At 40.3% G+C, this 25,346-nt stretch carries 15 protein-coding genes; 14 read left to right on the top strand and 1 reads right to left on the bottom strand.

Features of this window, described 5'->3' with window-relative positions; genetic code table 11:
- Window positions 1-257 precede the first annotated feature (257 nt).
- The 14 genes from nhaC (at window position 258) to KQP93_RS08125 (ending at window position 24,730) form a co-directional block, all read left to right on the top strand.
- Window positions 258-1,739, top strand: coding sequence for a Na+/H+ antiporter NhaC (gene nhaC / locus KQP93_RS08060; RefSeq protein WP_217876599.1), 1,482 nt, complete (start codon window positions 258-260; stop codon window positions 1,737-1,739).
- Between the two features lie 41 nt (window positions 1,740-1,780).
- Window positions 1,781-4,375: an aminopeptidase N gene (pepN, locus tag KQP93_RS08065; RefSeq protein WP_217876600.1), complete on the top strand. Its 2,595-nt coding sequence runs from the start codon at window positions 1,781-1,783 to the stop codon at window positions 4,373-4,375.
- Window positions 4,375-4,596, top strand: a complete 222-nt coding sequence (locus KQP93_RS08070; protein ID WP_217876601.1) for a DUF2835 domain-containing protein — start codon at window positions 4,375-4,377, stop codon at window positions 4,594-4,596. Before pepN ends, KQP93_RS08070 begins: the two co-directional genes overlap by 1 nt.
- 298 nt (window positions 4,597-4,894) lie before the next feature.
- Window positions 4,895-6,979 (top strand): DUF1302 domain-containing protein, encoded by a 2,085-nt coding sequence (locus KQP93_RS08075; RefSeq protein ID WP_217876602.1) that lies wholly within the window; start codon window positions 4,895-4,897, stop codon window positions 6,977-6,979.
- Between the two features lie 12 nt (window positions 6,980-6,991).
- Window positions 6,992-8,356, top strand: coding sequence for a DUF1329 domain-containing protein (locus KQP93_RS08080; protein WP_217876761.1), 1,365 nt, complete (start codon window positions 6,992-6,994; stop codon window positions 8,354-8,356).
- A gap of 123 nt (window positions 8,357-8,479) precedes the next feature.
- Window positions 8,480-9,484 carry a WD40/YVTN/BNR-like repeat-containing protein gene (locus KQP93_RS08085; protein ID WP_217876603.1) on the top strand — a complete coding sequence of 335 codons (1,005 nt, stop codon included), beginning with the start codon at window positions 8,480-8,482 and terminating at the stop codon, window positions 9,482-9,484.
- On the top strand, window positions 9,484-11,808 hold the full coding sequence (locus tag KQP93_RS08090) for an efflux RND transporter permease subunit (RefSeq protein ID WP_217876604.1): 2,325 nt from the start codon (window positions 9,484-9,486) through the stop codon (window positions 11,806-11,808). The genes KQP93_RS08085 and KQP93_RS08090 overlap by 1 nt, the downstream gene beginning before the upstream one ends.
- Before the next feature lie 212 nt (window positions 11,809-12,020).
- Window positions 12,021-16,859 carry an NAD-glutamate dehydrogenase gene (locus tag KQP93_RS08095; RefSeq protein ID WP_217876605.1) on the top strand — a complete coding sequence of 1,613 codons (4,839 nt, stop codon included), beginning with the start codon at window positions 12,021-12,023 and terminating at the stop codon, window positions 16,857-16,859.
- Window positions 16,860-16,973: 114 nt separating this feature from the next.
- Window positions 16,974-17,984 (top strand): quinone-dependent dihydroorotate dehydrogenase, encoded by a 1,011-nt coding sequence (gene pyrD / locus KQP93_RS08100; RefSeq protein WP_217876606.1) that lies wholly within the window; start codon window positions 16,974-16,976, stop codon window positions 17,982-17,984.
- Between the two features lie 120 nt (window positions 17,985-18,104).
- The gene (locus KQP93_RS08105) at window positions 18,105-18,635 is read left to right on the top strand and encodes a cell division protein ZapC domain-containing protein (protein WP_217876607.1); all 531 of its coding nucleotides are present in this window, start codon (window positions 18,105-18,107) and stop codon (window positions 18,633-18,635) included.
- Window positions 18,636-18,713: 78 nt separating this feature from the next.
- Window positions 18,714-20,831, top strand: coding sequence for a bifunctional 23S rRNA (guanine(2069)-N(7))-methyltransferase RlmK/23S rRNA (guanine(2445)-N(2))-methyltransferase RlmL (gene rlmKL, locus KQP93_RS08110; RefSeq protein ID WP_217876608.1), 2,118 nt, complete (start codon window positions 18,714-18,716; stop codon window positions 20,829-20,831).
- Window positions 20,824-21,057, top strand: a complete 234-nt coding sequence (locus KQP93_RS08115) for a glutaredoxin family protein (protein ID WP_217876609.1) — start codon at window positions 20,824-20,826, stop codon at window positions 21,055-21,057. The genes rlmKL and KQP93_RS08115 overlap by 8 nt, the downstream gene beginning before the upstream one ends.
- A gap of 14 nt (window positions 21,058-21,071) precedes the next feature.
- Entirely contained in the window at window positions 21,072-22,982 is a 1,911-nt protein-coding gene (gene uup, locus KQP93_RS08120; RefSeq protein ID WP_217876610.1) for an ATP-binding cassette ATPase Uup, read from the top strand.
- Window positions 22,983-22,993: 11 nt separating this feature from the next.
- On the top strand, window positions 22,994-24,730 hold the full coding sequence (locus KQP93_RS08125) for a DUF3466 family protein (protein WP_217876611.1): 1,737 nt from the start codon (window positions 22,994-22,996) through the stop codon (window positions 24,728-24,730).
- A 92-nt stretch (window positions 24,731-24,822) separates the two neighbouring features.
- Here KQP93_RS08125 and KQP93_RS08130 read toward each other — a convergent pair whose 3' ends face one another.
- Window positions 24,823-25,332, bottom strand: coding sequence for a DUF2062 domain-containing protein (locus KQP93_RS08130; RefSeq protein ID WP_217876612.1), 510 nt, complete (start codon window positions 25,330-25,332; stop codon window positions 24,823-24,825).
- Window positions 25,333-25,346 lie beyond the last annotated feature (14 nt).

Consider the following 25,346-nt stretch of genomic DNA (forward strand, 5'->3'; position numbering starts at 1 on the left):
ACCAATCCGCAATAATACTTAATCATTTTGAGGGATTAAACCTGTCGCTATCTGCGTTAAAAATTTCTGATTTAGAAAAACTAAATAGCGAAATTTTTGCCTTGCTATCAACGAGGATTTATTGCCTCAAAATAGATCACTTAATTAAGCGAATTGGTATAATCACAAAATCTGGCTACATAAGGCCACTGAAGTTTTGCGTCAAAGCTTACAATAATAATTAAACACGCCACATAAGACGTGTAGGAGACTATCTTTTGAATTCAATTGAAGAGAAGCCAATTAAACAGGCCAGTTTTTTAGATGCCATAATCCCAATTACTGTGCTCGTGTGCCTATTAGGCGCTGCTGTTTATTTATTCGGTGATAATTCATCATCGGGTCCTAACCAAATCGCTTTATTATTCGCTACGTTTACCGCGGCATTAATTGGCTTAAAAAATGGTTACACCTGGAAGAAACTAGAACAAGCCATGATTGAGGGGATCACCTTATCCCTTGGAGCAATCATTATACTGTTAATGGTGGGTGCCTTAATTGGTACTTGGTTGTTATCAGGAACTGTACCCACTCTAATTTACTATGGCTTACAAATTATCAATCCTAGCTGGTTCTATGCCGCTAGTTGTTTAATTTGTGGCATTGTCGCTATGAGTATTGGTAGCTCTTGGACTACAGCAGCGACTATCGGTGTGGCGTTACTAGGTGTTGCAACTGGTCTTGGTCTTGAACAAGTAGTCACAGCGGGTGCGGTTATCTCAGGCGCCTACTTTGGTGATAAATTAAGCCCGCTTTCAGAAACAACGAACTTAGCACCAGCAGTAGCAGGGGCTGATTTATTTGAGCATATTCATCACATGCTTTGGACTACAGTGCCAAGCTTCATTATTGCGTTAATTATTTTTATTTTTATGGGCTTTAATGCCGGTGCTTCAGCTGAAGCTGGGCGTATTGATGAAATCGTTAATTTATTAGAGCAAAACTTTAATATTGGTTTTGAAATGCTAGTACCACTGGTGGTGTTGCTGTTTTTAGCAATTCGTAAGATGCCAGCTTTCCCTGCTATTTCGATTGGTGCGGTGTTAGGTGCAATTTGGGCTATGTTATTTCAATCAGATTTAATTAATAGTCAAATTGATGCATCACAAGGCCAAGCAATTGGTTACTTCAAATTAGTTTGGACAACATTCTTCGATGGTTTCAGCATTGACACTGGCGATGAAAAAATGGATTCACTATTAAGCGGTGGTGGTATGGCTGGCATGCTAACAACCACTTGGCTGATTATGACGGCCTTGATGTTTGGCGCTATCATGGAAAAAACCGGCTTACTTGATATGTTCGTTAAGAGCATCTTAAAAATTGCTAAAAGCACCGGTTCTCTTATCACTGCAACGATTGCAACGTGTATTGGTACCAATGCGGTTGCAGCTGACCAATATATCGCGATTGTTGTTCCTGGACGTATGTTTAAAGACGAATATGAAAAACGCGGTTTAAAGCCTGTTAACTTATCTCGCACATTAGAAGATGGTGGCACAATTACTAGCCCACTTATTCCGTGGAATACCTGTGGTGCCTATATGCAAAGTGTTTTACTAATCAATCCATTTGACTATGCAATGTACGCGTTCTTTAATTTAATTAATCCATTCTTAGCGGTTGTTTATGCCTATTTTGGTATTAAAATTTTACGTATTACCCCAAAACATCTTAAACAAGAAGCTAACGCCGAATAAACTATTTAGGCCCTGCTAAGCAGGGCCATTTGGAGTCAGTAATGTCTGCTACGAGTAAACCTCAAGCTCAATATTTAAAAGATTACCAAGCCCCACAATTCTCAATTCAACACATCGATTTACGCTTCGAATTAGCCCCTTTAAAAACATCAGTTCAGTCAACAATGACAATAAACCGTACCGATGAAAGCAATGCTGATCTTGCGCTAGATGGTGTTGATTTAAAGTTTATTTCAGTAAAGGTTGATGACAAAGCGTATGATGATTACACGCTTGAAGATGAAAAGCTGATCATTCATAACTTACCTGAAAGCTTTATTCTTAAAATTGAAAACCATATTGATCCGCAAACGAATACTTCGTTAGAAGGCTTGTACTTGTCGGGTGGTGCTTACTGTACGCAATGTGAGGCTGAAGGTTTTAGAAAGATTACCTATTACCTTGACCGCCCAGACATCCTTGCCAGCTTTGATGTCACAATTATTGCCGACAAGAAGTACACACACTTACTTTCTAATGGTAACCAAATTGAATCAGGTAACTTAGATGACGGTCGTCATTTTGTAAAATGGCAGGACCCATTTAAAAAGCCTAGCTATTTATTTGCATTAGTCGCTGGTGATTTTGATGTATTACGTGACCACTACACGACGCAGTCTGGACGAAAAGTCGAATTAGCTTTGTTTGTTGATAAAGGTAATTTATCAAAAACGCCTCATGCCATGACATCTCTTAAGAAATCAATGCAATGGGATGAAGAGCGCTTTAACCTTGAGTACGATTTAGATATTTACATGATTGTTGCTGTTGATTTCTTCAACATGGGCGCAATGGAAAATAAAGGCCTGAATATCTTTAACTCTAAATGTGTTCTGGCGAATCAAGAAACAGCCACAGACAAAGATTATCATACGATTGAATCTATTGTAGGGCACGAGTACTTCCATAACTGGACCGGCAACCGTGTTACTTGTCGTGATTGGTTCCAGCTGTCTTTAAAAGAAGGATTAACGGTTTTCCGTGACCAAGAGTTTAGTAGCGACTTAGGCTCACGTGCGCTTAATCGTATTGATGCGGTTAAAGTAATGCGTACTCACCAATTTAGTGAAGATGCAGGCCCTATGGCTCACCCAATTCGCCCTGATAAAGTCATTGAAATGAATAACTTTTATACAGTGACTGTGTATGACAAAGGGGCTGAAGTTATTCGTATGATGCACACCTTACTTGGAGAAGAAAAGTTCCAACAAGGTATGGCATTGTATTTCGAGCGCCATGACGGACAAGCAGTTACTTGTGATGATTTTGTCGCTGCCATGAGTGATGCGTCTGGCATTGATTTAACGCAATTTAAGCGCTGGTATAGTCAAGCGGGTACACCTAAGCTCAATGTAGAGCAAGCGTATGATGAACAAAACCAAACTTTCACATTAAGCATTGAGCAGTTTGCACCTGATAATCAGCCTAACAATGCCTTACTGCATATTCCTTTTGCTATTGAACTTTTAGATAGTGAAGGGCAGTCGCTACCACTTGTGATTGATAATCAGCAACAAGATTCGGTATTGAATGTCACAGAAAAAACACAGCAGTTTGTTTTCGAGGGCATTAAACAGCGCCCAGTCGCAGTGCTACTAGAAGATTTCTCTGCGCCATGCATTGTTACTCAAAATACATCTGCAGCGGATCTGTTACATATCATGCGTTTTGCTCGTAGTGACTTTTCACGTTGGGATGCTCAACAGCGTTTATTTACTAATGAAATGAAAGCGGCGATTGCCAGTGGTGAAGCTTGCTTATCTGATGATATCTTGTCGGCATTAAAGCTATTAGTTGATAATCGTGAAGGTGACCTTGCACTGATTGCTGAGCTGTTAAAACTGCCTAGCTACGATACTCTTGCAGCAGAATATGCCGTCATCCCTGTTGATGACATTATTGCTGTTCAAAATGCATTTGAATCGCAAATTGCCAACTTCCTAACAGAATCATTGGTTAATTGTTATAACGAGCTTGAAGATGATGGTTCAACATCTGCTACAGCCGTTGCAGTGCGTGCTCTTAAGCAACTTTGTTTACACTATTTAGCGAAAACAAATCACAGCGACGTTAATAGCCTTATCGAAGAGTCTGCCCATAGTAATAATATGACCAATGCACTTGCTGCATTAAGTGCTGTTGTAAAAGCAAATCACTCACTATGTGATACGCTTTTAACAGAGTTTGATGCTAAATGGCGTCATGATGTGCTCGTTATGGATAAATGGTTTGCACTGCAAGCGATGAAAGATTCAGCAACGAGTATCAGCGATATTAAAGCGCTCTATGATCACCCAAGTTTTGACTTTGGTAACCCTAACCGTGTGCGTGCTTTGGTTGGTAGCTTTAGTCACTTTAATATTACTCAGTTCCATCGAGCTGATGGTGAAGGGTATCAGCTATTAGGTGACTTATTAGTGAAGCTTAATGATATAAACCCGCAAAATGCATCACGTATGCTGACACCGTTTATGTCATGGAAACGGTATGATGAAAATCGCTCAGAGGCAATGAAAGCCCAACTACAACGCTTAGCTGATTTAGATGGCCTCAGTGATGATCTGTTTGAAAAAGTAGAGAAAGCACTCGAAAGTTAATGAATGAATATTACTTTGCCTTGTATCTGAGTTACTCAGAGTGTCTTGATTACTATCATGGTAAATATAAATCTGTACAAGTGACCGAGGATGGTGGCAAGACAGTTCGCTTTGATGCTCACCATTTGCGTCCTTTTATTTCTTCGATAGGAATAAGAGGGCGCTTTAGGTTGACATTAACGGCTGAAAATCAGTTTCTAAAACTCGAGAAAATTAGTTAAAAAAGCAGCATTAGCTGCTTTTTTTGTGATATTTGTCGTCCAAAAAGCTAAATTTCACTGTCCCCAATTCGCTAAATTTATTATATTTTTGTTAATTCGATTTGTTCTATTGTTAATTTACGTGTATAAAATATCTGGTATGACGTCTTACCAATACGTAAACGTCACATTTTTAAATAAATATTAACCGATTGAACGCGTTCTATATTGTAATTTTACTGTTTCGCTTCTATCGTTAGAAAGATACTAAAAACAACAATTTGATCACAAAACAACCCGTTACAGGGGGATGAACACAATGATAAAACGATCGCTTTTTGTTAAAAACAAAATAGCTTTGGGACTCGCGGCGGCTACACTCGGACTCTCAAGCACATCTTTGCATGCGGCAAACTTTGAGTTAGGTGACTTCGATATACGTTTTGACTCTAACTTTTCTTATGGCCAAAGCATTCGTGTTGAAGACCGAGATTTTCAACATATAGGTAAGAGTAATAATCCTTCATTTGACTGGACGGGTTATCATTCTGCTTTAAATCCAATTTATTCTTCTGCTGATGTATGGAACCAACCAGGTGCATACTCAAATAATGGTGATGCAGGTAACCTCAATTTTGATAGTGGCGATTCTTTTTCAAAACTATTAAAAGGTAACCATGAGTTATCAATCAGCAAAGATAATTTTGGTTTCTTCACTCGCTTTATGTACTTCTACGACTTTGCATTGATGGATGGTGATTTTGCCTATAACAACCCAACATCAGGTAACAAAGTAGACCCATGTGATGATGACGACACAAAAGAACAAGTGTGTGCTGATTTACGTTTACTAGACGCTTATGTATGGGCAAACTTTGATTTAAATGAAGGTCGTAACCCGCTGTCTATTCGTTTAGGCCAACAAGTTGTGAACTGGGGTGAGAGTACCTTGATTTCTCATGGTATTAACGTTAACCCAGTTGATATCGATCGTTTAAAAGCGCCAGGTGCAGAGTTAAAAGAAGCTTTCATACCTGTTGGTATGCTTTGGGCATCACTAGGCATCACAGATAACTTAACGCTAGAAGGTTTCTACCAATATGAATGGCATGAAACACGTCTTCCAGCGGCTGGTACGTATTTCTCGACGAACGATTTCGCGTCAGAAAATGGTTATCAGCAAAATATCCAACTGGGCTTCACGTCTAACCCGGATATCGATTTAGCATTCTTAACTGAAAGCTTAAATAATTTAGATGACATTGTTCGCTCGCAAGGTGTTGATCCTACATCAGCACAAGGCCAAGCAATGATGGCGCAAATGTACTTAGCTTACCCAACCAAAGTGGCGTTAAAAGGCAAAGGTGGTGCAGGTAAAAACGAGCCAGACGATGGTGGCCAGTATGGTTTACGTTTAGGTATGTACTTACCTGAATTAAACGACACTGAAGTGGCGTTATACCACATTAACTATCATAGCCGTCGTCCGGTAATTTCTGGTCAGGTATCAAACTTCACTGATGCGGCAATCGCTGCTGATATCGGTATGTTATTAACTACAGATATCACAGAGGATAATGTAACTAGCTTGCAAGCATTCACTAAAGGCCAGTTAGAATACCCTGAAGATATTAAACTGTACGGTCTTAGCTTCAATACATCTGTAGGCGAAACGGCACTTGCTGGTGAATTTGCATTCCGCCAAGATGAGCCTCTACAAATTGATGACGTAGAGCTGTTATATGCGGGTATGCCAGAGCAATTAGCAGTTGCAGGTATTCGCCCAGATTTTGCTGGTATTTCACAAATGAGTCTTGGCGATGCTACAAGTGTTGTAGGTCCTGGTGAAGTAGCACAAGGATTTATTCTACGTAACACTGCACAATTACAATTTACAGCAACACACTTATTTGGTCCTTCACTTGGTGCTGATAGCTGGGCGGTAGTTGGTGAAATTGGTGGTGTACGCATCAACGATATGCCAGATTACGATGAGCTTCGTTTAAACGTTGCTGGTACTGGCCGTAGTGGTATCATGCAAGGTCCATTAAGTGATGATTATTCAACACTTCACTTAGGTCTTTCTAATGGTCCTGAAACGAATCCGTTCCCAACGGCTTCTGCATGGGGTTATCGTTTAATTGCGAAAGGTGATTATTATAACTTCTTCAGTGGTGTTAACTTCTCTCCACGTTTTGTGTTCTCGCACGATGTGAATGGTATTACACCTGATCCAATGTTCTTATTTGTTGAAGACCGTAAATCGCTCGGTGTTACTATGAACTTCAACTATCAAAATGCGTGGTCGTTCGACTTTAGCTACAACTCATTCTGGGGTGGTGGTGCAACGAATACTTTCTCTGACCGCGATTATGTATCTTTCAATATTAAATATTCAATCTAAGGGTAAATTATGATTATTAGAAAACCTACCCTCATTGCTGCAGCATTTTGTGGCGTTTTCGCAAGCTCAAGTGTACTTGCAAAAATTACCGCTGATGAAGCGGCACGTTTAGGTAAAGATTTAACACCTATTGGCGCAGAAAAAGCTGCGAATAAAGACGGTTCTATCCCAGCTTGGGATGGTGGTATCACAACACCACCTGCTGGTTATAAACCGGGAATGCATCATCCTGATCCGTATGCTGATGATAAAATCTTATTCACGATTGATAAATCGAATGTAGCTGAGTACAAAGATTTCTTAAGCCCAGGTCAAATTGAATTATTCAATACTTATCCTGATACGTTTAAGATGAACATCTATCCAACACGTCGTAGCGCGTCTTATCCTCAGTTTGTATATGATGCAACTAAAAAGTATGCAACGACAGCTGAGTTAGTAGAAGGCGGTAACGGTATTAAAAACACTGCTGTGGGTGTTCCGTTCCCAATCCCTAAAGATGGCTTAGAAGCTATTTGGAACCACTTATTACGTTTCCGTGGTTTATCAATTGAGCGTTCTGGTGGTCAAGCAGCACCAACAGCATCTGGTTCATATAACTATGTAGGTTTTGATGAGCAACTGTTAGTTGAGTATTCATCACCTGAAGCAACGCCTGAAAAGCTACAAGAATCTAATATCTTGTTTAAGTTTAAGCAAAAAGTAACTGAGCCAGCGCGTCTTGCCGGTACTGCGTTATTAGTTCATGAAACAATGGACCAAATCTTAACGCCACGCCAAGCATGGACATACAACTCAGGTCAGCGTCGTGTTCGTCGTGCACCTAATGTTGCCTATGATGCACCGGGAACAGCTGCTGATAGCTTACGTACGACTGATGACTTTGATATGTTCAACGGTTCTCCAAATCGTTACAACTGGACATTAAAAGGTAAGCAAGAGCTTTATATTCCTTATAACAGCTATAAGCTTCACAGCGACAAACTAAGCTACGATGATATTCTGCAAGCAGGTCATATCAACCCTGAACATGTTCGTTATGAAAAACATCGTGTTTGGGTAGTTGAAGCGAACCTTAAAGATGGCACGCGTCATATCTATAAAAAACGTGTTTTCTATATTGATGAAGATAGCTGGCAAGTACATGTAGCGGATATCTATGATAACCGTGATCAAATGTATCGTGTAGCGATGGCGCATGGTCTTAACTACTATGAAGTACCAACTCATTGGAGTACGCTAGAAGTCTACCATGACCTTAACTCTCGTCGTTATTTAGCAATTGGTTTAGACAACCAAGAAAAAATGTATGATTTCTCACAATCATTCAACGATAACGAGTTTACTTCAAGCGCATTACGTCGCGAAGGTCGTTAATCAAATTAAGGCACCTGACCCCAGGTGCCTTTTGCAATTCGCGTAAGTCATCAGTACACGCAATAGATTTCTCAGTGGCTTTTTTGACTTCTCTTTTTATTTTTTCGAAGGCGATTTATCTTTATGAAGTATTTGCTTTATGCCTGTCTTGCTTATAGTGCTTCATGTTTTGCTCAAGACATGCCTATGCCGCAACAAGCGATTAGCGCTGTTAACGCAAACAAAACTCTTCTCACCGACATTGAACTAGCTGGCCCAAATCTCATTGCAGTTGGCAAACACGGTGTGGTTATCACAAGTACAGACGCTCAAACTTGGCAACAAGCCAGTGTGCCTACTCAAGTGCTGCTAACAGCCGTTGATTTTTATAATAACGATTTAGGCTGGGCATGTGGTCATGATGCAACCATCATTAATACTGTAGATGCAGGAAAAACCTGGCAGTTACAGCAATCTTTACCAAACATGGATAAGCCATGTTTAGATATTTTATTTACTACTGAACAACATGGCTATGCAGTTGGTGCATACGGAATGTTTTTTGAAACTAACGATGGTGGCCAAACTTGGCAGAAACGTTTTTTAGATAGCCTGTTATTTGAAGAAGACCGTGAATACCTCAATGATTTAAAAGACAGTGACCCAGAAGGCTATGAAATTGAAACTGCTTCAATACTGCCGCATTTTAATCGCATCGTTAAAACTGAGGAGAGTCTATTTCTAGCCGGTGAAATGGGTTTAATGGCACAAAGTTTCGATAATGGTCAAACATGGCGGCGTCTTGAAGAGATCTATATGGGCTCTTTCTTTACGTTTGCGTCAACTGCAGATCAAGGTGGTGAAGATCTAGTTGCAGGCCTTCGAGGCAACATTTTCACTCGACAAGCCGGCAGTGATCAATGGCAACAAATACCACACGACAGTTATGCAACCGTGAATAGCGCGATTAAATACAACAACCAGTGGTTATTATTTGCCAACAGCGGGGTGATTTTCCAAATTGAGGATGGCCAATTATCAGAACAACAAATGGCTGATGGTAAATCGTTACTTGATGGTGTCGTGTTTCAAGACAAACTAATTATGGCTTCAGAAAATGGCATTAAAGTGAAGGAGTTGAATCCGTAATGCGTGGTTTTTTAGATATTTTAGAAAGAGCGGTGTTTCGTCATCGCTTATTCGCAATTATTTCCTTTGCTTTGATCACCTGTTTCTTATTATTCAAAGCAACACAAATTCAATTAGACGCGTCGTTTAATAAAAATATTCCGCTTAATCATGACTACATGAAAGTTTACACCAAACATGAAAAACAGTTCGGTGGCGCTAACAGCATTTTGATTTCTGTCTGTGATGCAGATGGTGATATTTTTAATGAGGAATTTTTCACCCAACTTAAAGCAGTTCATGATCAGCTTTACTTTATTCCTGGTGTAAATCGCCCATTGGTAAATTCAATCTTCGCACCGAGTGCGCGTTTTGTTGAAGTGGTTGAAGATGGTTTTGCTGGCGGTCCAATTATTCCAGCAAACTTTACCGCTGATAAACGTGGTCTTGCGGTTGTAAAAGAAAACATCGAAAAAGCAAAAGTCGTTGGTCGTATGATTGCAAGCGACTATTCGTGTGCAATGGTAACCGCTCAGCTACTCGAGACTGATCCTCAAACGCAAGAAAAACTCGACACTTTAGCGTTTGCAGAAAAGCTAGAAACACAAGTTCGTGAACCGCTAAGTACTGACAAGGTCAGTATTCATATTATCGGTTTTGCAAAAATGGCAGGGGATGTCGCAGAGGGCGCTAAGGGCGTACTGCTATTCTTTGCTATTGCCATTGCTTTCACATTTGTGATGGTTTGGCTGTTCTGCCACTCTTTAAAACTGACAATTTTACCGATTGCCTGTTCAATCATTGCTGTTGTTTGGCAGTTAGGCTTGCTATCAAGCTTAGGCTTTGGTTTAGACCCTATGTCAATTTTAGTACCGTTTTTAGTGTTTGCGATTGGTGTAAGCCATGGCGTGCAAATGATTAATGACATCGGTAAAAAAGTGTCTACGGGTAGTTCAACTCGGGTTTGCTGTCAGGCAAGCTTTAGAGCACTTCTGATCCCAGGTGGTATCGCGCTGCTATCTGACACAATTGGTTTCTTAACCTTACTCACCATTGATATTGGTATTATTCGTGAACTTGCTATCACAGCGAGTTTAGGTGTGGCGGTAATTATTTTCACCAACTTAATTTTATTACCTGTATGGGCATCGTACATGCGCTTTGAAGGCTCTGTGCATATTCAAGCGGGTACACATACAGACAAACCGAACTTCTTAGATAAACTACGTGAACTTTTAGTTAAAGCAACAGACCGTAAAACAGCTGTGTTCATCATTGCACTGACAGCCGTGTTATTCGCTGTCGGCTATTGGCAAGCTGATAAGATGCGTATCGGTGATTTACATGCTGGTGCACCATCACTGCATCAAGATGCCCGTTATAACCAAGATACTTTCTTAATATCAGATAAATACACCATATCTTCAGATATTCTAAAAGTGATTGTTGAAGCGTATCCTGCTGCGTGTACTGAGCATGATGTTATGGAGCGTATTAGTCGATTCCAATGGCAGATGGAAAACGTTGCCGGGGTACAATCGGCTGTCAGCCTGAGCTCAGTAGCGCAATCTGTGAATGCCGGCTTTAACGAAGGTAACTTAAAATGGCAAAGCCTGCCACGCAATACGGCAAGTTTAGTGCAAGCTACTTCACGCGTTGAAACAAGCTCAGGTTTACTCGATGGTAACTGCTCTGTAATGCCAGTGATTATTTTCTTAAATGACCACAAAGCAGAAACGATTGACCATGTGGTAGCTAAAGTTAAAGAGTTTGCTAAGGCCGAAGAAACCGATGAGTTAAAGTTTAAGCTAGCGTCAGGCCCTGTCGGTGTAATGGCTGCAACGAACGAATCTGTATCAGCTGCACAGCTACCTATGATGCTTTACGTTTACGGCGCCGTAATCCTGCTATGCTTAATTAGCTTTAGAAGTGTTAAGGCAACGGTCGCGGTTGTATTACCTCTGTACATCGTATCAACCTTAGCGCAAGCGTTGATGGTACAACTAGAAATAGGTTTAACAGTGTCGACATTACCAGTTATCGCTTTAGGTGTTGGTATTGGTGTCGATTACGGGATTTATATACTGTCATCAATGATGGGGCAGCTAAAACAAGGTGTGGCACTGGAAGTGGCTTATCGTAATGCATTAGCAGAGCGTGGTAGTGCAGTGTTGTTCACAGGTATTACCTTAGCCATTGGTGTTAGCACATGGATTTTCTCTGATCTGAAGTTCCAAGTGGATATGGGTATTCTGCTAACCTTCATGTTTTTGGTTAACATGTTGGGTGCAGTACTACTTTTACCTGCAATTGGTAACTTCCTCTGGACTGACCAGAAAAAATAATGTGAATAATTGTGCTCCGATATGGCCAGTAATGGCCATTTATATCTATATTTTGTGAATAGATGACCAAATAGCTGAAAAGCTTAAAATGATTTCATCGAAAAGGCTGTTTATTAGCTGTAAAAGAGTTAGAATTTACCTGACTCCACGCTAATAAATGGCTGTACAAATATTCTACTAATCGATAAGTAGTATAGATTAAGGAACATACAATGACACGAAATGAAGGGCAAGCCTCGGTTATCTTAGATAATGTCTGTAAGCTGATCCAGAAAAAAGTTCACGCTGATAATGTGTTACTCGTTGAGAAATTCGCCAAAGCCTTGTACAGCAATATGTCTAAAGAGGATTTGGCACATCGCAACGATAGTGACTTATATGGCGCTGCACTAAGCCTATGGAACTCGCTAGAAAAAAATAATTCTGATGACGCGGTTGTCCGTGTTTTCAATCCTGAAGTAGCAAAAGATGGCTGGCAGTCATCGCACACTATTGTTGAAATCATCGCGAAAGACATGCCTTTCCTAGTTGATTCTGTGCGTATGGCCATGACCCGCGCAAACATCGCTTCTCACTTATTACTTCACTCTCCGCTGAAAATCCAACGTGATAAAAATGCTAAAATCACCGGTATTTCAAGCTTAAAAGCAGAGCAAGAATCAACGTCGACAAAAACTGTGTTCTTTATCGAGATTGATCGTCAAACAGATGCAAAAGTAATTGAGTCTTTCAAAAAAGAACTTGAGTCTGTGTTAGTTGACGTATCTATCGCTGTAGAAGATTGGCAGCCAATTCGTGAGAAGCTTATTGCGGTAACGAAAGACTTACCTAAACGCCACCATAATAATAACGAAAGCGAAGTTGCAGAAACGGTAGAGTTTTTAGACTGGTTAGCTAAAGATAACTTTACGCTAATGGGTTACCGTGAGTATGAACTTTCGCCAGTGCAAGGTGATTACCAGTTAAAAGGTAAAAAGGGCACCAGCCTTGGTCTAATGAAAAACACAGACGAAGAGCATAGCCGTTTACTTTCTGAGTTACCTGAAGTAGCGCGTCAAGAAGCGCGTAGCAGTAACTTATTAATTTTAACGAAAACAAATTCAGTGTCTCGTGTACATCGACCTGCATACATCGACTACGTGGGTATTAAGCGTTTTGATGATGAAGGCAATGTAATTGGTGAAGACCGCTTCCTTGGTTTATTCTCATCAAGCTTTTACAACAACAGCGCCGCTGATGTACCTGTACTGAAAAGTAAGATTAACCGCATTATGGAAATGTGTGACTTTGCTAAAGGCACTCATGCATATAAAGCGGTATTAAATATTTTAGAAACGTATCCACGTGATGAGCTTGTGCAAGCACGTGAAGCTGAACTACTTGAAGTTGCCATGGGCGTATTACAAGTACAAGAGCGTGATATGTGCCGTATTTTTGTGCGTAAAGACGCATATGGCCGTTTCTTCTCTTGCATGGTATATGTTCCGCGTGAGCGCTATAACACGGCACTACGTCGTGAAACGCAACGTATCTTAGCCAATGCATTTAATTCTGACGACAAAGTCGAATTTACTACTTTCTTCTCTGAGTCAACATTAGCCCGTACACATTACACGGTGCGTGTGACTGACAATAATATTGAATATAACGTGAAAGACATCGAAAACAACCTAATTGAAGCTGCCCGTACTTGGGAAGATAGACTCCAATCTGCACTACTTGAAAGCGCAGGTGAAGCACGCGGTAAAGAATTAAACCGTAAATATGCACAAGCGTTTGCAAGTGCGTATAAAGATCAGGTTTTACCAAGTGCAGCGGTTGTTGATATTGAAAAGCTAGAACTTCTAAACGACGAGAACAAACTAGAGATGTTGTTCTACCGTCCACAAGAAGAAGCAAACACCAATGTTGTTCGTTTAAGCTTATTCCATAAAGATGTACCAATTCACTTATCTGACGTAATGCCGATGTTAGAAAACTTTGGTTTACGCGTAGTTGGTGAAACACCTTACTCAGTAAAAACGACTGACGGTAAAGTTAATTGGATCATGGATTTCACCATGCTAATTGACAACAAGGGCATTGCTGACTTTGATAAAGTGTCAGCGCGTTTTCGTGCAGCGTTAACGAATGTGTGGAATAACCGTTTAGAAAACGATGGTTTCAACCGTTTAGTATTAATGGGTGGCTTAACAGGTCGTGAAGCGTCTATTCTACGTGCCTACGCTAAATATATGCGTCAAATTGGTGTCACTTTCTCGCAAACTTACATCGAAAGTACCTTTGCAAATTACCCGCACATTGCATCGCAAATCGTTAACTTATTCACTAAAAAGTTCTCAGTTAAGAACCCTGGCAGTGAGAAGACACTTGAGAAGCTAGTTGCACAAGTTAATCTTGAACTAGAAAACGTAGCAAACCTAGATGACGACCGAATCATCCGTTTATACGTTGATATGATCAATGCAACTCTTAGAACGAACTTCTTCCAAAAAGAAGCGGACGGCCAATTTAAGTCATACGTATCGTTCAAAGTTCAGCCTTCTATGATCCCTGAAATGCCATTACCACTGCCTGCGTTTGAGATCTTTGTATACTCGCCGCGCGTTGAAGGTGTGCATTTACGTGGTGGTAAAGTTGCTCGTGGTGGTTTACGTTGGTCTGACCGTCGTGAAGACTTCCGTACTGAAGTGCTGGGTCTTGTTAAAGCGCAACAAGTTAAAAACACGGTTATCGTGCCAGTCGGTTCGAAAGGTGGTTTTGTGTGTAAACAGCTACCGACAGACCGTGAAGCATTCTTCAAAGAAGGCCAAGAGTGTTACAAGATTTTCATCCGTGGTTTATTAGATATCACAGATAACATTGAACGTGGTGAGATTGTTCCACCAGTTGATGTTGTTCGTCATGATGAAGATGACCCGTATTTAGTTGTAGCTGCCGATAAGGGTACTGCGACTTTCTCTGATATCGCTAACGGCATCGCAAATGAATATAACTTCTGGCTAGGTGATGCATTCGCATCAGGTGGCTCAGTAGGTTACGACCACAAGAAAATGGGTATCACAGCGAAAGGTGCGTGGGAATCTGTTAAACGTCATTTCCGTGAAATGGACATTGACTGTCAAACAACTGATTTCACTGTTGTGGCAATCGGCGACATGGCGGGTGACGTATTTGGTAATGGTATGTTGCTTTCTAAGCACATTCGCTTACAAGTAGCGTTTAACCACATGCACATCTTTGTTGATCCAAACCCTGATGCAGCGACATCTTACCCAGAGCGTGAACGTTTATTTAATCTACCGCGTTCTTCTTGGGAAGATTACAACAAAGACCTTATTTCACAAGGTGGTGGCATTTTCTCACGTGCGGCTAAATCAATTAGCTTAAGCTCAGAAATGAAGAAAATGCTTGGCACTAAGAAAGCGAGCATGACACCTAACGAGTTAATCAAAGCAGCTCTAATGATGGAGTTTGATTTACTTTGGAATGGTGGTATCGGTACTTACATCAAGAACTCTAAAGAGACTGATGCTGATGTTGGTGACCGCGCGAATGATGCACTTCGTATTAACGGTTCTGAGCTTGGTGCGAAGATCTTAGGTGAGGGCGGTAACTTAGGTGCGACTCAATTAGGTCGTATCGAATTTGCGGCTAAAGGCGGTCGTGTTAACACTGACTTCATCGATAACGTAGGTGGTGTTGCGTGTTCAGATAACGAAGTAAACATCAAGATCTTACTTAATGGCCTAGTTGCTGAAGGTGACTTAACACGTAAACAGCGTGATGAGTTACTTTATTCAATGACTGATGAAGTGTCTGAGTTAGTATTAAAAGACTGTTACCGTCAAACGCATACCTTATCGATTACTCAATCAAAAGGTACGTCAACGCTTAAAGAGAAAGTACGTTTCATCCATGCCCTTGAAAAAGATGGCAAGCTTAACCGTGCAATTGAGTTCATCCCAACGGATGAAGAACTTGCAGAGCGCGCAGCAGCGGGTAAAGATTTAACTCGTCCAGAGCTTTCTGTACTTGTTTCTTACGCGAAGATGGTTCTTAAAGAGTCTCTAGTGGTTGATGAAATCACTGAAAACCCTTACTACCGTCAGTTATTAGTTAAGTCGTTCCCAGTGCCACTTCGTGAGAAGTTTAACGATGCAATGGATAACCACCCACTTCGTAAAGAGATTATCGCAACGAAACTTGCAAACAACATCGTTAACGATATGGGTCTTAACTTTATGGTTCGTATGCACGAAGAAACAGGTGCTAACGAAGCTGAAATCGCACTTTGCTACTCAATTGCAAAAGAAGTGTTCCAGATGCCAGAAACATGGTCATCAATTGTTGCACTTGATAATAAGATCCCAGCAGCTGTACAAACAGAAATGCTATATCAATTACGTCGTACGGTTCGTCGTGCAACACGTTGGTTCTTACGTCATCGCAATAAAGCACAAACGATTGAGCAAGCAATTGAATTCTTTGCACCAACATTTGCTGATTTAAGTGAAAACTTAAACAGCTACATGGTTGAAAAAGAAAGCGAGCGCCTAGTTAAAGCAGCAGAGAAGCTAATTGACAGCAATGTACCAAAAGCACTTGCAACACGTATTGTGTCACTATCAAGCTTATTCTCTGTAATGGACTTAGCTGAAATTGCAAATAATTCAGAGCGTAGCATTGATATGGTTTCTAATACCTACTTCAAGCTGGGTGCGCGTATGGGCTTACATTGGTTCCTTGACCAAATCACCAACCAACCAGTTGCGAACCACTGGCAAGCACTTGCTCGTGCTTCTTACCGTGAAGAGCTGGATTGGCAACAACGTACATTATCAGCTGTGGTACTTAATAGCTTTGCAGCAGACAGCAAAGACATTGATGCACAAATTGATGAGTGGATGGATAACCAAGATCTACTATTACAACGTTGGAAACAGATGCTATCTGAGTTCAAAACATCGCAAAGCCATGATTTTGCGAAGTTCTCAGTGGCACTTCGTGAACTAATGTTGTTAAGCCACAACTGTGACACTTCCAAATAAGTGAAAAGTCGTTAAAATACATACCCCAGCTCGCTGGGGTATTTTTTTGCCCTTAATTTGCAATGGTCCGTTTATAAACGGCTACCTTGTTTATTTTTACCTAAGGAACAAACCATGTTTTATGATCTAGCTCGCCGTTTTATGTTTACCCGTGATGCGGAGTGGGCTCATGAATTTGCACTTAATAATTTACGCCGATTTGCTCATACGCCATTGAGTGCTACGTGGTCTCAATCTGTCCCTAATAAACCCGTCAACTTTTTAGGTTTAGAGTTTAAAAACCCAGTAGGTTTAGCGGCAGGCTTAGATAAAAATGCCGAGTGTATTGATGCATTTTCGCAAATGGGTTTTGGTTTTGTTGAAGTAGGTACTGTTACGCCACGTCCTCAAGCGGGTAATGACAAGCCGCGTATTTTCCGCTTACCTGAATCAAATGCGATTATTAACCGTATGGGCTTTAACAATAAGGGCGTTGATAACCTAGTTAACAATGTTAAAGCGGCGAAATATGACGGTATTCTAGGTATTAATATTGGTAAAAATAAAGATACACCAAACGAGCAGGGTAAAGATGATTACATTCACTGTATGCGTAAAGTATTTGAACATGCATCGTATATCACAGTAAATATTTCTTCACCGAATACCCCTGGTCTTCGTGACTTACAATATGGCGAAGCGCTTGATGACTTATTACAAAGCTTAAAGAATGAACAACTTGATTTAGTTGCTAAACATAACAAACAAGTGCCTATGTTGGTTAAGATTGCGCCTGATCTTGATGAAGTACAAATCGGCCAAGTTAGTGAGTCATTGATCAACAATAAGATCGATGGTGTTATTGCTACAAACACGACACTTGAGCGCGCAATGGTACAAGGTCAACAATACGCAAATGAAGCGGGTGGTTTATCTGGCCAGCCTGTGCGTCAGCGTTCAACCCACGTAGTTAGTGAGCTTAAGCGTTTAACTGATGGTAAGTTACCTATCATTGGTGTGGGTGGTATTGATGATGCTGATTCTGCAAAAGAGAAATTTGCAGCGGGTGCAGACCTTGTACAAGTTTACACTGGTTTCATTTATAAAGGCCCAGAATTGGTAAAAACGATCCTAAATAGCTTATAAGGATCAGTTATTTAAGCAATTGATCATTAATAAAATGTTCTAAGAAATCATTTTATTAATGGTCTGCTTTAGTTATAATTTATGATTAAGCGCACAGTATTTATTCTTTAGGGAGGAGACATGTTACAAGCATCTAAGCAATGGAAATGGCTTGCTTGTGCGAAAAATAATCGTCTTTTGGTTGACCTAGACCAAAATATGCAGCTGTGCACGCCCTACAAACTTCGCCAACTCACTGATGCTGTTTTACAAGAGCCAAACTTTAGCCTTGAAGACGCTGCATTTTATCAGCAAGTTTATCAATACCTCGAAACTTTCTCATTATGGAGCCCTGCAGAGCTTTGCCAAATTGCGCTAAATGCCACTGCGGTCAAATTTCATTTAAAGCCAGTACTTGCAAAAAGTTGGTTCTTTCATGAGTATCATGGCAGCCAGCCAAGTGTCGAAGCTGTAGTGAAATTGTGCTCACAGGCACAAGAAGGGGAGTTTTTAATTGTTGACCACTCAAGCGAAGCCTCAGTGTGTATTAACCTAAGCCAACACTTTCAATTAGACGAAAACCTTTCTCTTGAACAGTTTGAGGCTATTAAGGTTTTAAATAACCGTATCCATCCTGTTTATATTCAACAAAAACAGTTTAAATCTGCCTAATATCCCTGCAAATGTTGGCGTTTTTGTTCGCCAAGCTATGCTATAATCCTGCGCAATTAGCATTTAAGGGTTTTTACTTTGCAATTTATCGCACTTACTTCTATCGGAATAGAAAATTTACTTGTTGATGAGCTTACAGCACTTGGTGCAGAAGTCTCAAAACAAACCGTGGGCTCTGTACGTTTTGAAGCAGATAGCTTATTAGCACAAAAGATTTGTTTATCGAGCCGTTTTGCGACTCGTATCATGATGCTGATAGAAGAAAAAGAAGGCGTAAAAGACAAAGACAGCCTTTATCAATTTGCCCGACTTCAACCGTGGCAGGAGTGGTTTGGCCCAAAACAAACCTTTGCTGTTGATTTTAGCGGCACTAATAACGATTTAAAAAATACCCAATTTTCTGGTCTAGTTGTAAAAGATGCGATTGTTGATTACTTTGCAGATTTATTCGAGCAACGTCCTGATGTTGATAAATACAATGCCAACGTTCGAGTTGTAGCAAGATTGAACCGTCAAGGTGTTGCGCTTTATATCGATTATTCTGGCCCGCGTTTATCTGAGCGTGGTTATCGTCAAGATCAAGGTAAAGCGCCGATAAAAGAGCATTTAGCTGCAGCCCTTGTAAAGCGAAGTGGTTGGCTTGAAAACGTACAACAACCTTTATTTGATCCATGTTGCGGTGCTGGTACCATTTTAATTGAAGCAGCAAGCATGGCTCGTAATGAAGCGCCGGGGTTATTCCGTGAAGGTTTTGCCTTTGAGCGCTTGCCTAGTTTCCGTATTCAAAAATACAAAGAATTAAAAGCAGAACTAACGGCTCAAATTACAGATCCTAAACTTTGGCTTATTGGCCATGATATTGACGCTGGTGTAATTAAAAAAGCTCAAGAAAACGCAGAGCGTGCAGACCTTGGTAATGTGATTAAGTTTAAACAAAGCGATGCGACTAAGTTAACGTCAGTTGCAAAACTACCTGGTGTGGTGATTTCAAACTTACCTTATGGTGAACGTTTAGGCTCAATGGCTGAGCTGGTTAACTTACACCGTAGCTTAGGTGTAGGTTTTAAAAAGCACTTTAATCATTGGAAACTCGCTCTACTAGGCACCGACGAAAGCTTATTTAAATTATTAAAGTTAGTTAAGTTAAAACGCTATAAGTTTAAAAATGGCCCGTTAGATGTTGTATTAAATCTTTACCAACTTGACGATAAACAAGTAGAACTTAGTAAAGAAGATAAGCCAGCCCTTAATTTTGAGGGTTCAACAGCCTTTGCAAACCGTTTAAAGAAAAATAAGCAAAATTTAAAGAACTGGTTAAAACAAAATGAAGTAAGCTGCTACCGTGTTTATGATGCGGATATTCCAGAATATAATGTAGCTGTTGACGTGTACGATGATTCAGCAGTCATTTTTGAATATGCTGCACCGAAAGAAATCGACGACAATACAGCTCAAAAACGTTTGCAAGATGTGATCAGCCTGACTGCTGAGCAGTTAAAGATTGCACCAGAAAACATTGCGGTTAAAGTGCGTAAAAAGCAAAAAGGTGAAGAGCAATATACCAAGGTAGCAAAACAAAATCGTACTCAAGTAGTTGAAGAGTTTGGCGCTAAATTCAAAGTTAATCTATTTGATTATCTAGACACTGGCTTATTCTTAGATCACCGTTTAGCTCGTCGTTATATTCAACAAAACGCACAAGGCAAACGCTTCTTAAACTTGTTCGCTTATACAGGCAGCGCATCTGTGCATGCTGCTGTGGGTGGTGCCAAAGCCATTACAACGGTTGATATGTCAAAAACCTACTTAAAGTGGGCGCAAGAAAACTTTGCCCTGAATGATATCAGTAATACCCGTTATCGTTTTGAGCAAGCAGACTGCTTGAAGTGGCTTGAGTATGCACAAGGCCAATATGATTTAATTTTCTTAGATCCACCAACGTTCTCAAACTCAAAACGTATGAAAGATGCGTTTGATGTACAACGCGACCACATCAAACTACTTACTTGGGTTAAGAAGATTTTAAGCCCGAACGGTACGCTTATATTCTCAAACAATAAGCGTGGCTTTAGCATGGATGAAGTAGGGCTAATGGGTCTGGGTTTAAAAGCAGAAAACATTTCTGACATGACTTTATCACCAGACTTTAAACGTAATAAGCAAATTCATAATAGCTGGCTTATTACCCATGGCTAATTTTACCCTGTACCACACTGATGGCTGTCATCTGTGTGAAATGGCCGATGAATTATTAATTGCTGCAAACGCTTCGTTTGTAGCAAAAGACATTATGGACAGTGAACAGCTGATTGAACTTTACCAAACCAGTATTCCGGTTGTGGAGTCTCATCAAGGCGAAAAATTATTTTGGCCTTTTAATGCTGAGCAATTAGCGCAATTTATTGCTAATAATAAAGAATAAGAGTAGTAATCACGATGGATTTAATCAGAATAGCCAAAGCTCAACTCGCTTATGGTACGCATCCGCTACTAGATGATGCCGATGCTGTTATTGAGTCAGGAGAGCGCGTTTGTATCGTTGGTCGAAACGGTGCAGGTAAATCAACACTGCTAAAAGTGCTTGATGGCCAAGTAACATTGGATGATGGCGAAATCAACCAATTAGGCGGTATTCGCATTTCTCGTTTAGAGCAAGATCCACCAAAAGGGGCTGCAGGCTCAGTATTTGATTATGTAGCGCAGGGCATGCCTGACATAGCTAACTTACTAATAGAATATCACCAAGTTAGTAATCAAATGCAAACAGACTATAACGATAAATTGCTGAATAAATTAGAGCGTTTATCTAATCAATTAGAAACCGTTGATGGCTGGCGTTTTGATACCCGTATTCAGCTCGTTTTATCTCGTTTAGAACTAGACCCAGAAGCCAAGCTTGAATCATTATCGGGTGGTTGGCTACGTAAAGTTGCTCTTGCACGAGCCTTGGTTAGTGAACCCGATTTACTGCTACTTGATGAGCCTACCAACCACTTGGATATGAGCAGTGTTATTTGGCTCGAGCAATTTTTAAAAGAATTTAAAGGCGGTATCGTTTTTATTTCTCACGACCGTGCATTCATTCGAGCAGTTGCAACCCGTATTCTTGATTTAGACCGTGGTAAGTTGGTTTCTTACCCTGGCGATTATGCGACATACCTTGAACAAAAAGCGCATGATTTAAAAGTAGAAGAAACGCAAAACGCATTATTTGATAAACGCTTAGCAGAAGAAGAAGCGTGGATCCGCCAAGGTATTAAAGCACGTAGAACGCGTAACGAAGGCCGAGTACGCGCATTAAAAGACTTGCGTAAAGAGCGTAAGCAGCGTGTTGAACAGGTCGGTAAAACCGATTTCAATATTGAAACTGCTGATCGTTCAGGAAAGTTAGTTTTCGAAGCAAAAAACATTAGTCATGCATTTAAAGATAAAGTGATCGCAAAAGATTTCTCGACCCTTGTTATGCGTGGCGATCGTGTTGGCCTTGTTGGGCCAAATGGTATTGGTAAAACAACACTGCTTAAAATTTTATTTGGTGACTTAACGCCAGATAGCGGTAGTGTTAAGCAAGGTGTTAACTTAGAGTTTGCTTATTTTGACCAGTATCGTCAAAAGCTTGATGAAGAAGCCACGGTACAAGATAACGTCGCTGAAGGTAAGCAAGAAGTGATGATGGGCGGGCGCTCACGTCATGTACTCGGTTACTTACAAGACTTTTTATTTCCACCGGCAAGGGCACGTACGCCAGTAAAAGCACTTTCTGGTGGGGAAAAGAACCGCTTATTATTAGCAAAGTTATTTTTAAAGCCATCTAACATTATTGTTCTCGATGAGCCAACCAATGACCTCGATATTGAAACTTTAGAACTCTTAGAAGAGATCATTAACCAATATCAGGGCACTGTGCTGATTGTTAGCCATGACCGTGAATTTATAGATAATACCTGTAATTCTGTATGGGCATTTGAAGGTGACGGCAAGATCACCGACATTGTCGGAGGCTATAGCGACTATGAAGCGTATGCAGCTCATTTAGCTGAGCAAGAAAAACAACAACAGCAACAAATTAAGCAAGAAAAGCCGGCCGTTGTTAGCCAAGATAAAACACCAAAGAAAAGTAATAAACTCTCTTACAAATTAAAACTTGAATTAGAAGAATTACCCAGTAAAGTGGAACAACTTGAAAAAGCGTTAGACGCTCAGCAAGTTGTGGTTAATGACCCTGACTTTTTTAAGCAAGATGCTGCAATTACATCAGAAGCATTGAACCATTTAGCCCAGTTAGAGTCTGAGCTTGAAGCCGCTTTTGAGCGCTGGGAAGAACTCGAAGATTTAAAGAATCAGTAGTAAGGATTAAAATGAAATATAAATTACTCGCTGCCAGTATTTTAGCTACTCTAAGTACCTCAGCGATGAGCGCGACCTATAAATTAGAAGAGTTAGGTGGTCTGGAAGGCTCTAAGCATAATTATATAACGGATGTTAGTGAAAACGGTCATATCATTGGTCTTGCAAATGGTATGTACAAATTACCTGTAGACGTTTCTTACATAGATTTTGAAGAAAGCAACATTAAAAATGCTTATGACCAAGAAAAAGCGCGCTTAGAATCAATTGATAAAGAAATTACGTTTACGTTAGATGATATACAAAATAACGATGCAGTAAATACCAACGCTGATGCGCATTCGTTTATGATAAGATTCTTAGCGACAGATAGCCGTTCAAATGATTCAGAATTTCAGAAAATATCGAGCGCAATTGCAACGATATACAATGCCGAAGGCTCGCAGGAGCAGGTGTTATTTGATGAAGCATCGCTTGATTATGATGGCTTGACCCGTTCAACATCAAACCTCCTAACAGCAGTTGCTGATGATGGTGTAATGGTTGGCTGGGGTAGTGCACCTTACGAGAAAACCGCCTTTACCCAAACAGATGAAGACGAAGAAGAAACTCATTTCTTGCGTGAATTTATCAGCCGAGGCATTGTTATTGGTGCTAATGGTGTCGAAGTACCTTTAGTTCCTGAGTTTGATGAGCACGGTGGTATTAGCGCAGCTTACGGTATTACCAAAACAAACGCTGGCTACGAAGTGGTAGGTACCGTATCTACTGGTATTCCAATTGATCCTCAAGATGATATCGATGATCGATGTGATAATGAAGACGAGCCAGTTTCTGATTGTGTTGAAACCTTAAACCGTACTTATAGAAAAGGCATTTTTCATAAACGCGCTGTTAAATGGACACTTGATAGTAATTTAAATATTACAAATACCGAAATATTAGGTTTAGGTGTAACTCCAGAGGATGATGAAGACTTTGCTTTTCGTAGCAATGCTATTGCAATAAATGAAAATGGTTTAGTCGTAGGTTCATCAGACGTTCGTTATAAAAATGGCATTTACTCTATGCCGGTAATTTTCGAAAATGGTGAAGTAAAAGAGTTTATTGATTTTGAAGATGACTGGAGAACGGGTCAAGCTCTAGCTTTAAATAATAACGATATTGTGGCTGGTTACGCTGCCAAAAGAATAGATGGTACAAATCGTACTAAATTTTTCTATTACGACAAGGCTAGCGATAGTGTTGTTTTCCCGACTGATTATTTCTCGAGTTCTAGCTCAATCGCTAATGACATAAATGATAATGGTATCATAGTCGGAGAAGGTGAAACCGATATCTACAATACGTCTACACGTCGTCGTGAAGGCTTTATGTACACCATCGGCGAAGATAAAGTCGTAAATTTAAACAATCTATTACCTTGCTATGAAGAAGATGGTGAAACACGATTTAAATACGTTGTTGCTGAAGCCAAGTCGATTAACAACAATAATGAAATCTTCGGTGTTGCTACCAAAACGGTAGAAAAAACAGATTCATTCGGTAACACGGTAGTCGATCTTAACGGTAATGTTGAATATGAAAGTATTGCAGTACCTGTTAAGTTAACACCAATTAGTGGATCAATTGAAGAGTGCCCTGCAGAAGAAGTTGAACAATACGAGCGTCAATCAGCAAGCTTCCCTTGGTATGCATTATTGCTATTACCATTTGCAGCAGCACGTCGTGTATTTCGTAAGAAGTAATAATTAGAGAGTTGTTTGCAAAGCAAATAGCTTTCTTGCAAGAAATAAAAAACCCAGCTTTAAGCTGGGTTTTTTGTCTATACTGAAATCAGTTATTTTTTATGTCGATGTATCCATGCTTTACGGACTGAGCGTTTCCAAAGCATGTCGGTACCAAAATAACCAATGATTGCCGCAGCTGTTGCACAAATAAATGAGCCAACTAAAAATGCTGGGCCAATTGTTGTAAGGCTATCTATAAACCATTGCCAGCTTGGTTCAAATTGGAAGTGCTGCCGTGGCTGAGCAAGGGCAATCGTGCCTACAATATATGAACAATAGAAAATAGGAGGCATGGTTAGTGGGTTAGTGATCCACACTGTTGCAACAGAAATCGGTAAATTCACTCGAAATGGAATAGCCAGGGCGGCTGCAAGAACCATTTGAAAAGGAACAGGGATGAACGCAAAAAATAAACCAACCGCAAATGCACCGCGTGCTGAGCGTCTATTTAAGTGCCATAAATTGGCATCATGCAATAAACGACCAAAAATTCTTAAATACTTGTGTTCTTTTACCTTGTTATGATCAGGTAAAAAGCGTTGGATCGTTTTCTTAGCCATTTAAAGCAACCATT

This window comes from Pseudoalteromonas shioyasakiensis (genome assembly GCF_019134595.1).
Classification (GTDB): Bacteria; Pseudomonadota; Gammaproteobacteria; order Enterobacterales; family Alteromonadaceae; genus Pseudoalteromonas; species Pseudoalteromonas shioyasakiensis_A.

Coding starts and splice junctions, on each gene's coding strand:
- pepN (WP_217876600.1), top strand. CDS start 1,781: ATGTCTGCTACGAGTAAACCTCAAGCTCAATATTTAAAAGATTACCAA.
- KQP93_RS08070 (WP_217876601.1), top strand. CDS start 4,375: ATGAATGAATATTACTTTGCCTTGTATCTGAGTTACTCAGAGTGTCTT.
- KQP93_RS08075 (WP_217876602.1), top strand. CDS start 4,895: ATGATAAAACGATCGCTTTTTGTTAAAAACAAAATAGCTTTGGGACTC.
- KQP93_RS08085 (WP_217876603.1), top strand. CDS start 8,480: ATGAAGTATTTGCTTTATGCCTGTCTTGCTTATAGTGCTTCATGTTTT.
- KQP93_RS08090 (WP_217876604.1), top strand. CDS start 9,484: ATGCGTGGTTTTTTAGATATTTTAGAAAGAGCGGTGTTTCGTCATCGC.
- KQP93_RS08095 (WP_217876605.1), top strand. CDS start 12,021: ATGACACGAAATGAAGGGCAAGCCTCGGTTATCTTAGATAATGTCTGT.
- pyrD (WP_217876606.1), top strand. CDS start 16,974: ATGTTTTATGATCTAGCTCGCCGTTTTATGTTTACCCGTGATGCGGAG.
- KQP93_RS08105 (WP_217876607.1), top strand. CDS start 18,105: ATGTTACAAGCATCTAAGCAATGGAAATGGCTTGCTTGTGCGAAAAAT.
- KQP93_RS08115 (WP_217876609.1), top strand. CDS start 20,824: ATGGCTAATTTTACCCTGTACCACACTGATGGCTGTCATCTGTGTGAA.
- uup (WP_217876610.1), top strand. CDS start 21,072: ATGGATTTAATCAGAATAGCCAAAGCTCAACTCGCTTATGGTACGCAT.
- KQP93_RS08125 (WP_217876611.1), top strand. CDS start 22,994: ATGAAATATAAATTACTCGCTGCCAGTATTTTAGCTACTCTAAGTACC.
- KQP93_RS08130 (WP_217876612.1), bottom strand. CDS start 25,332: ATGGCTAAGAAAACGATCCAACGCTTTTTACCTGATCATAACAAGGTA.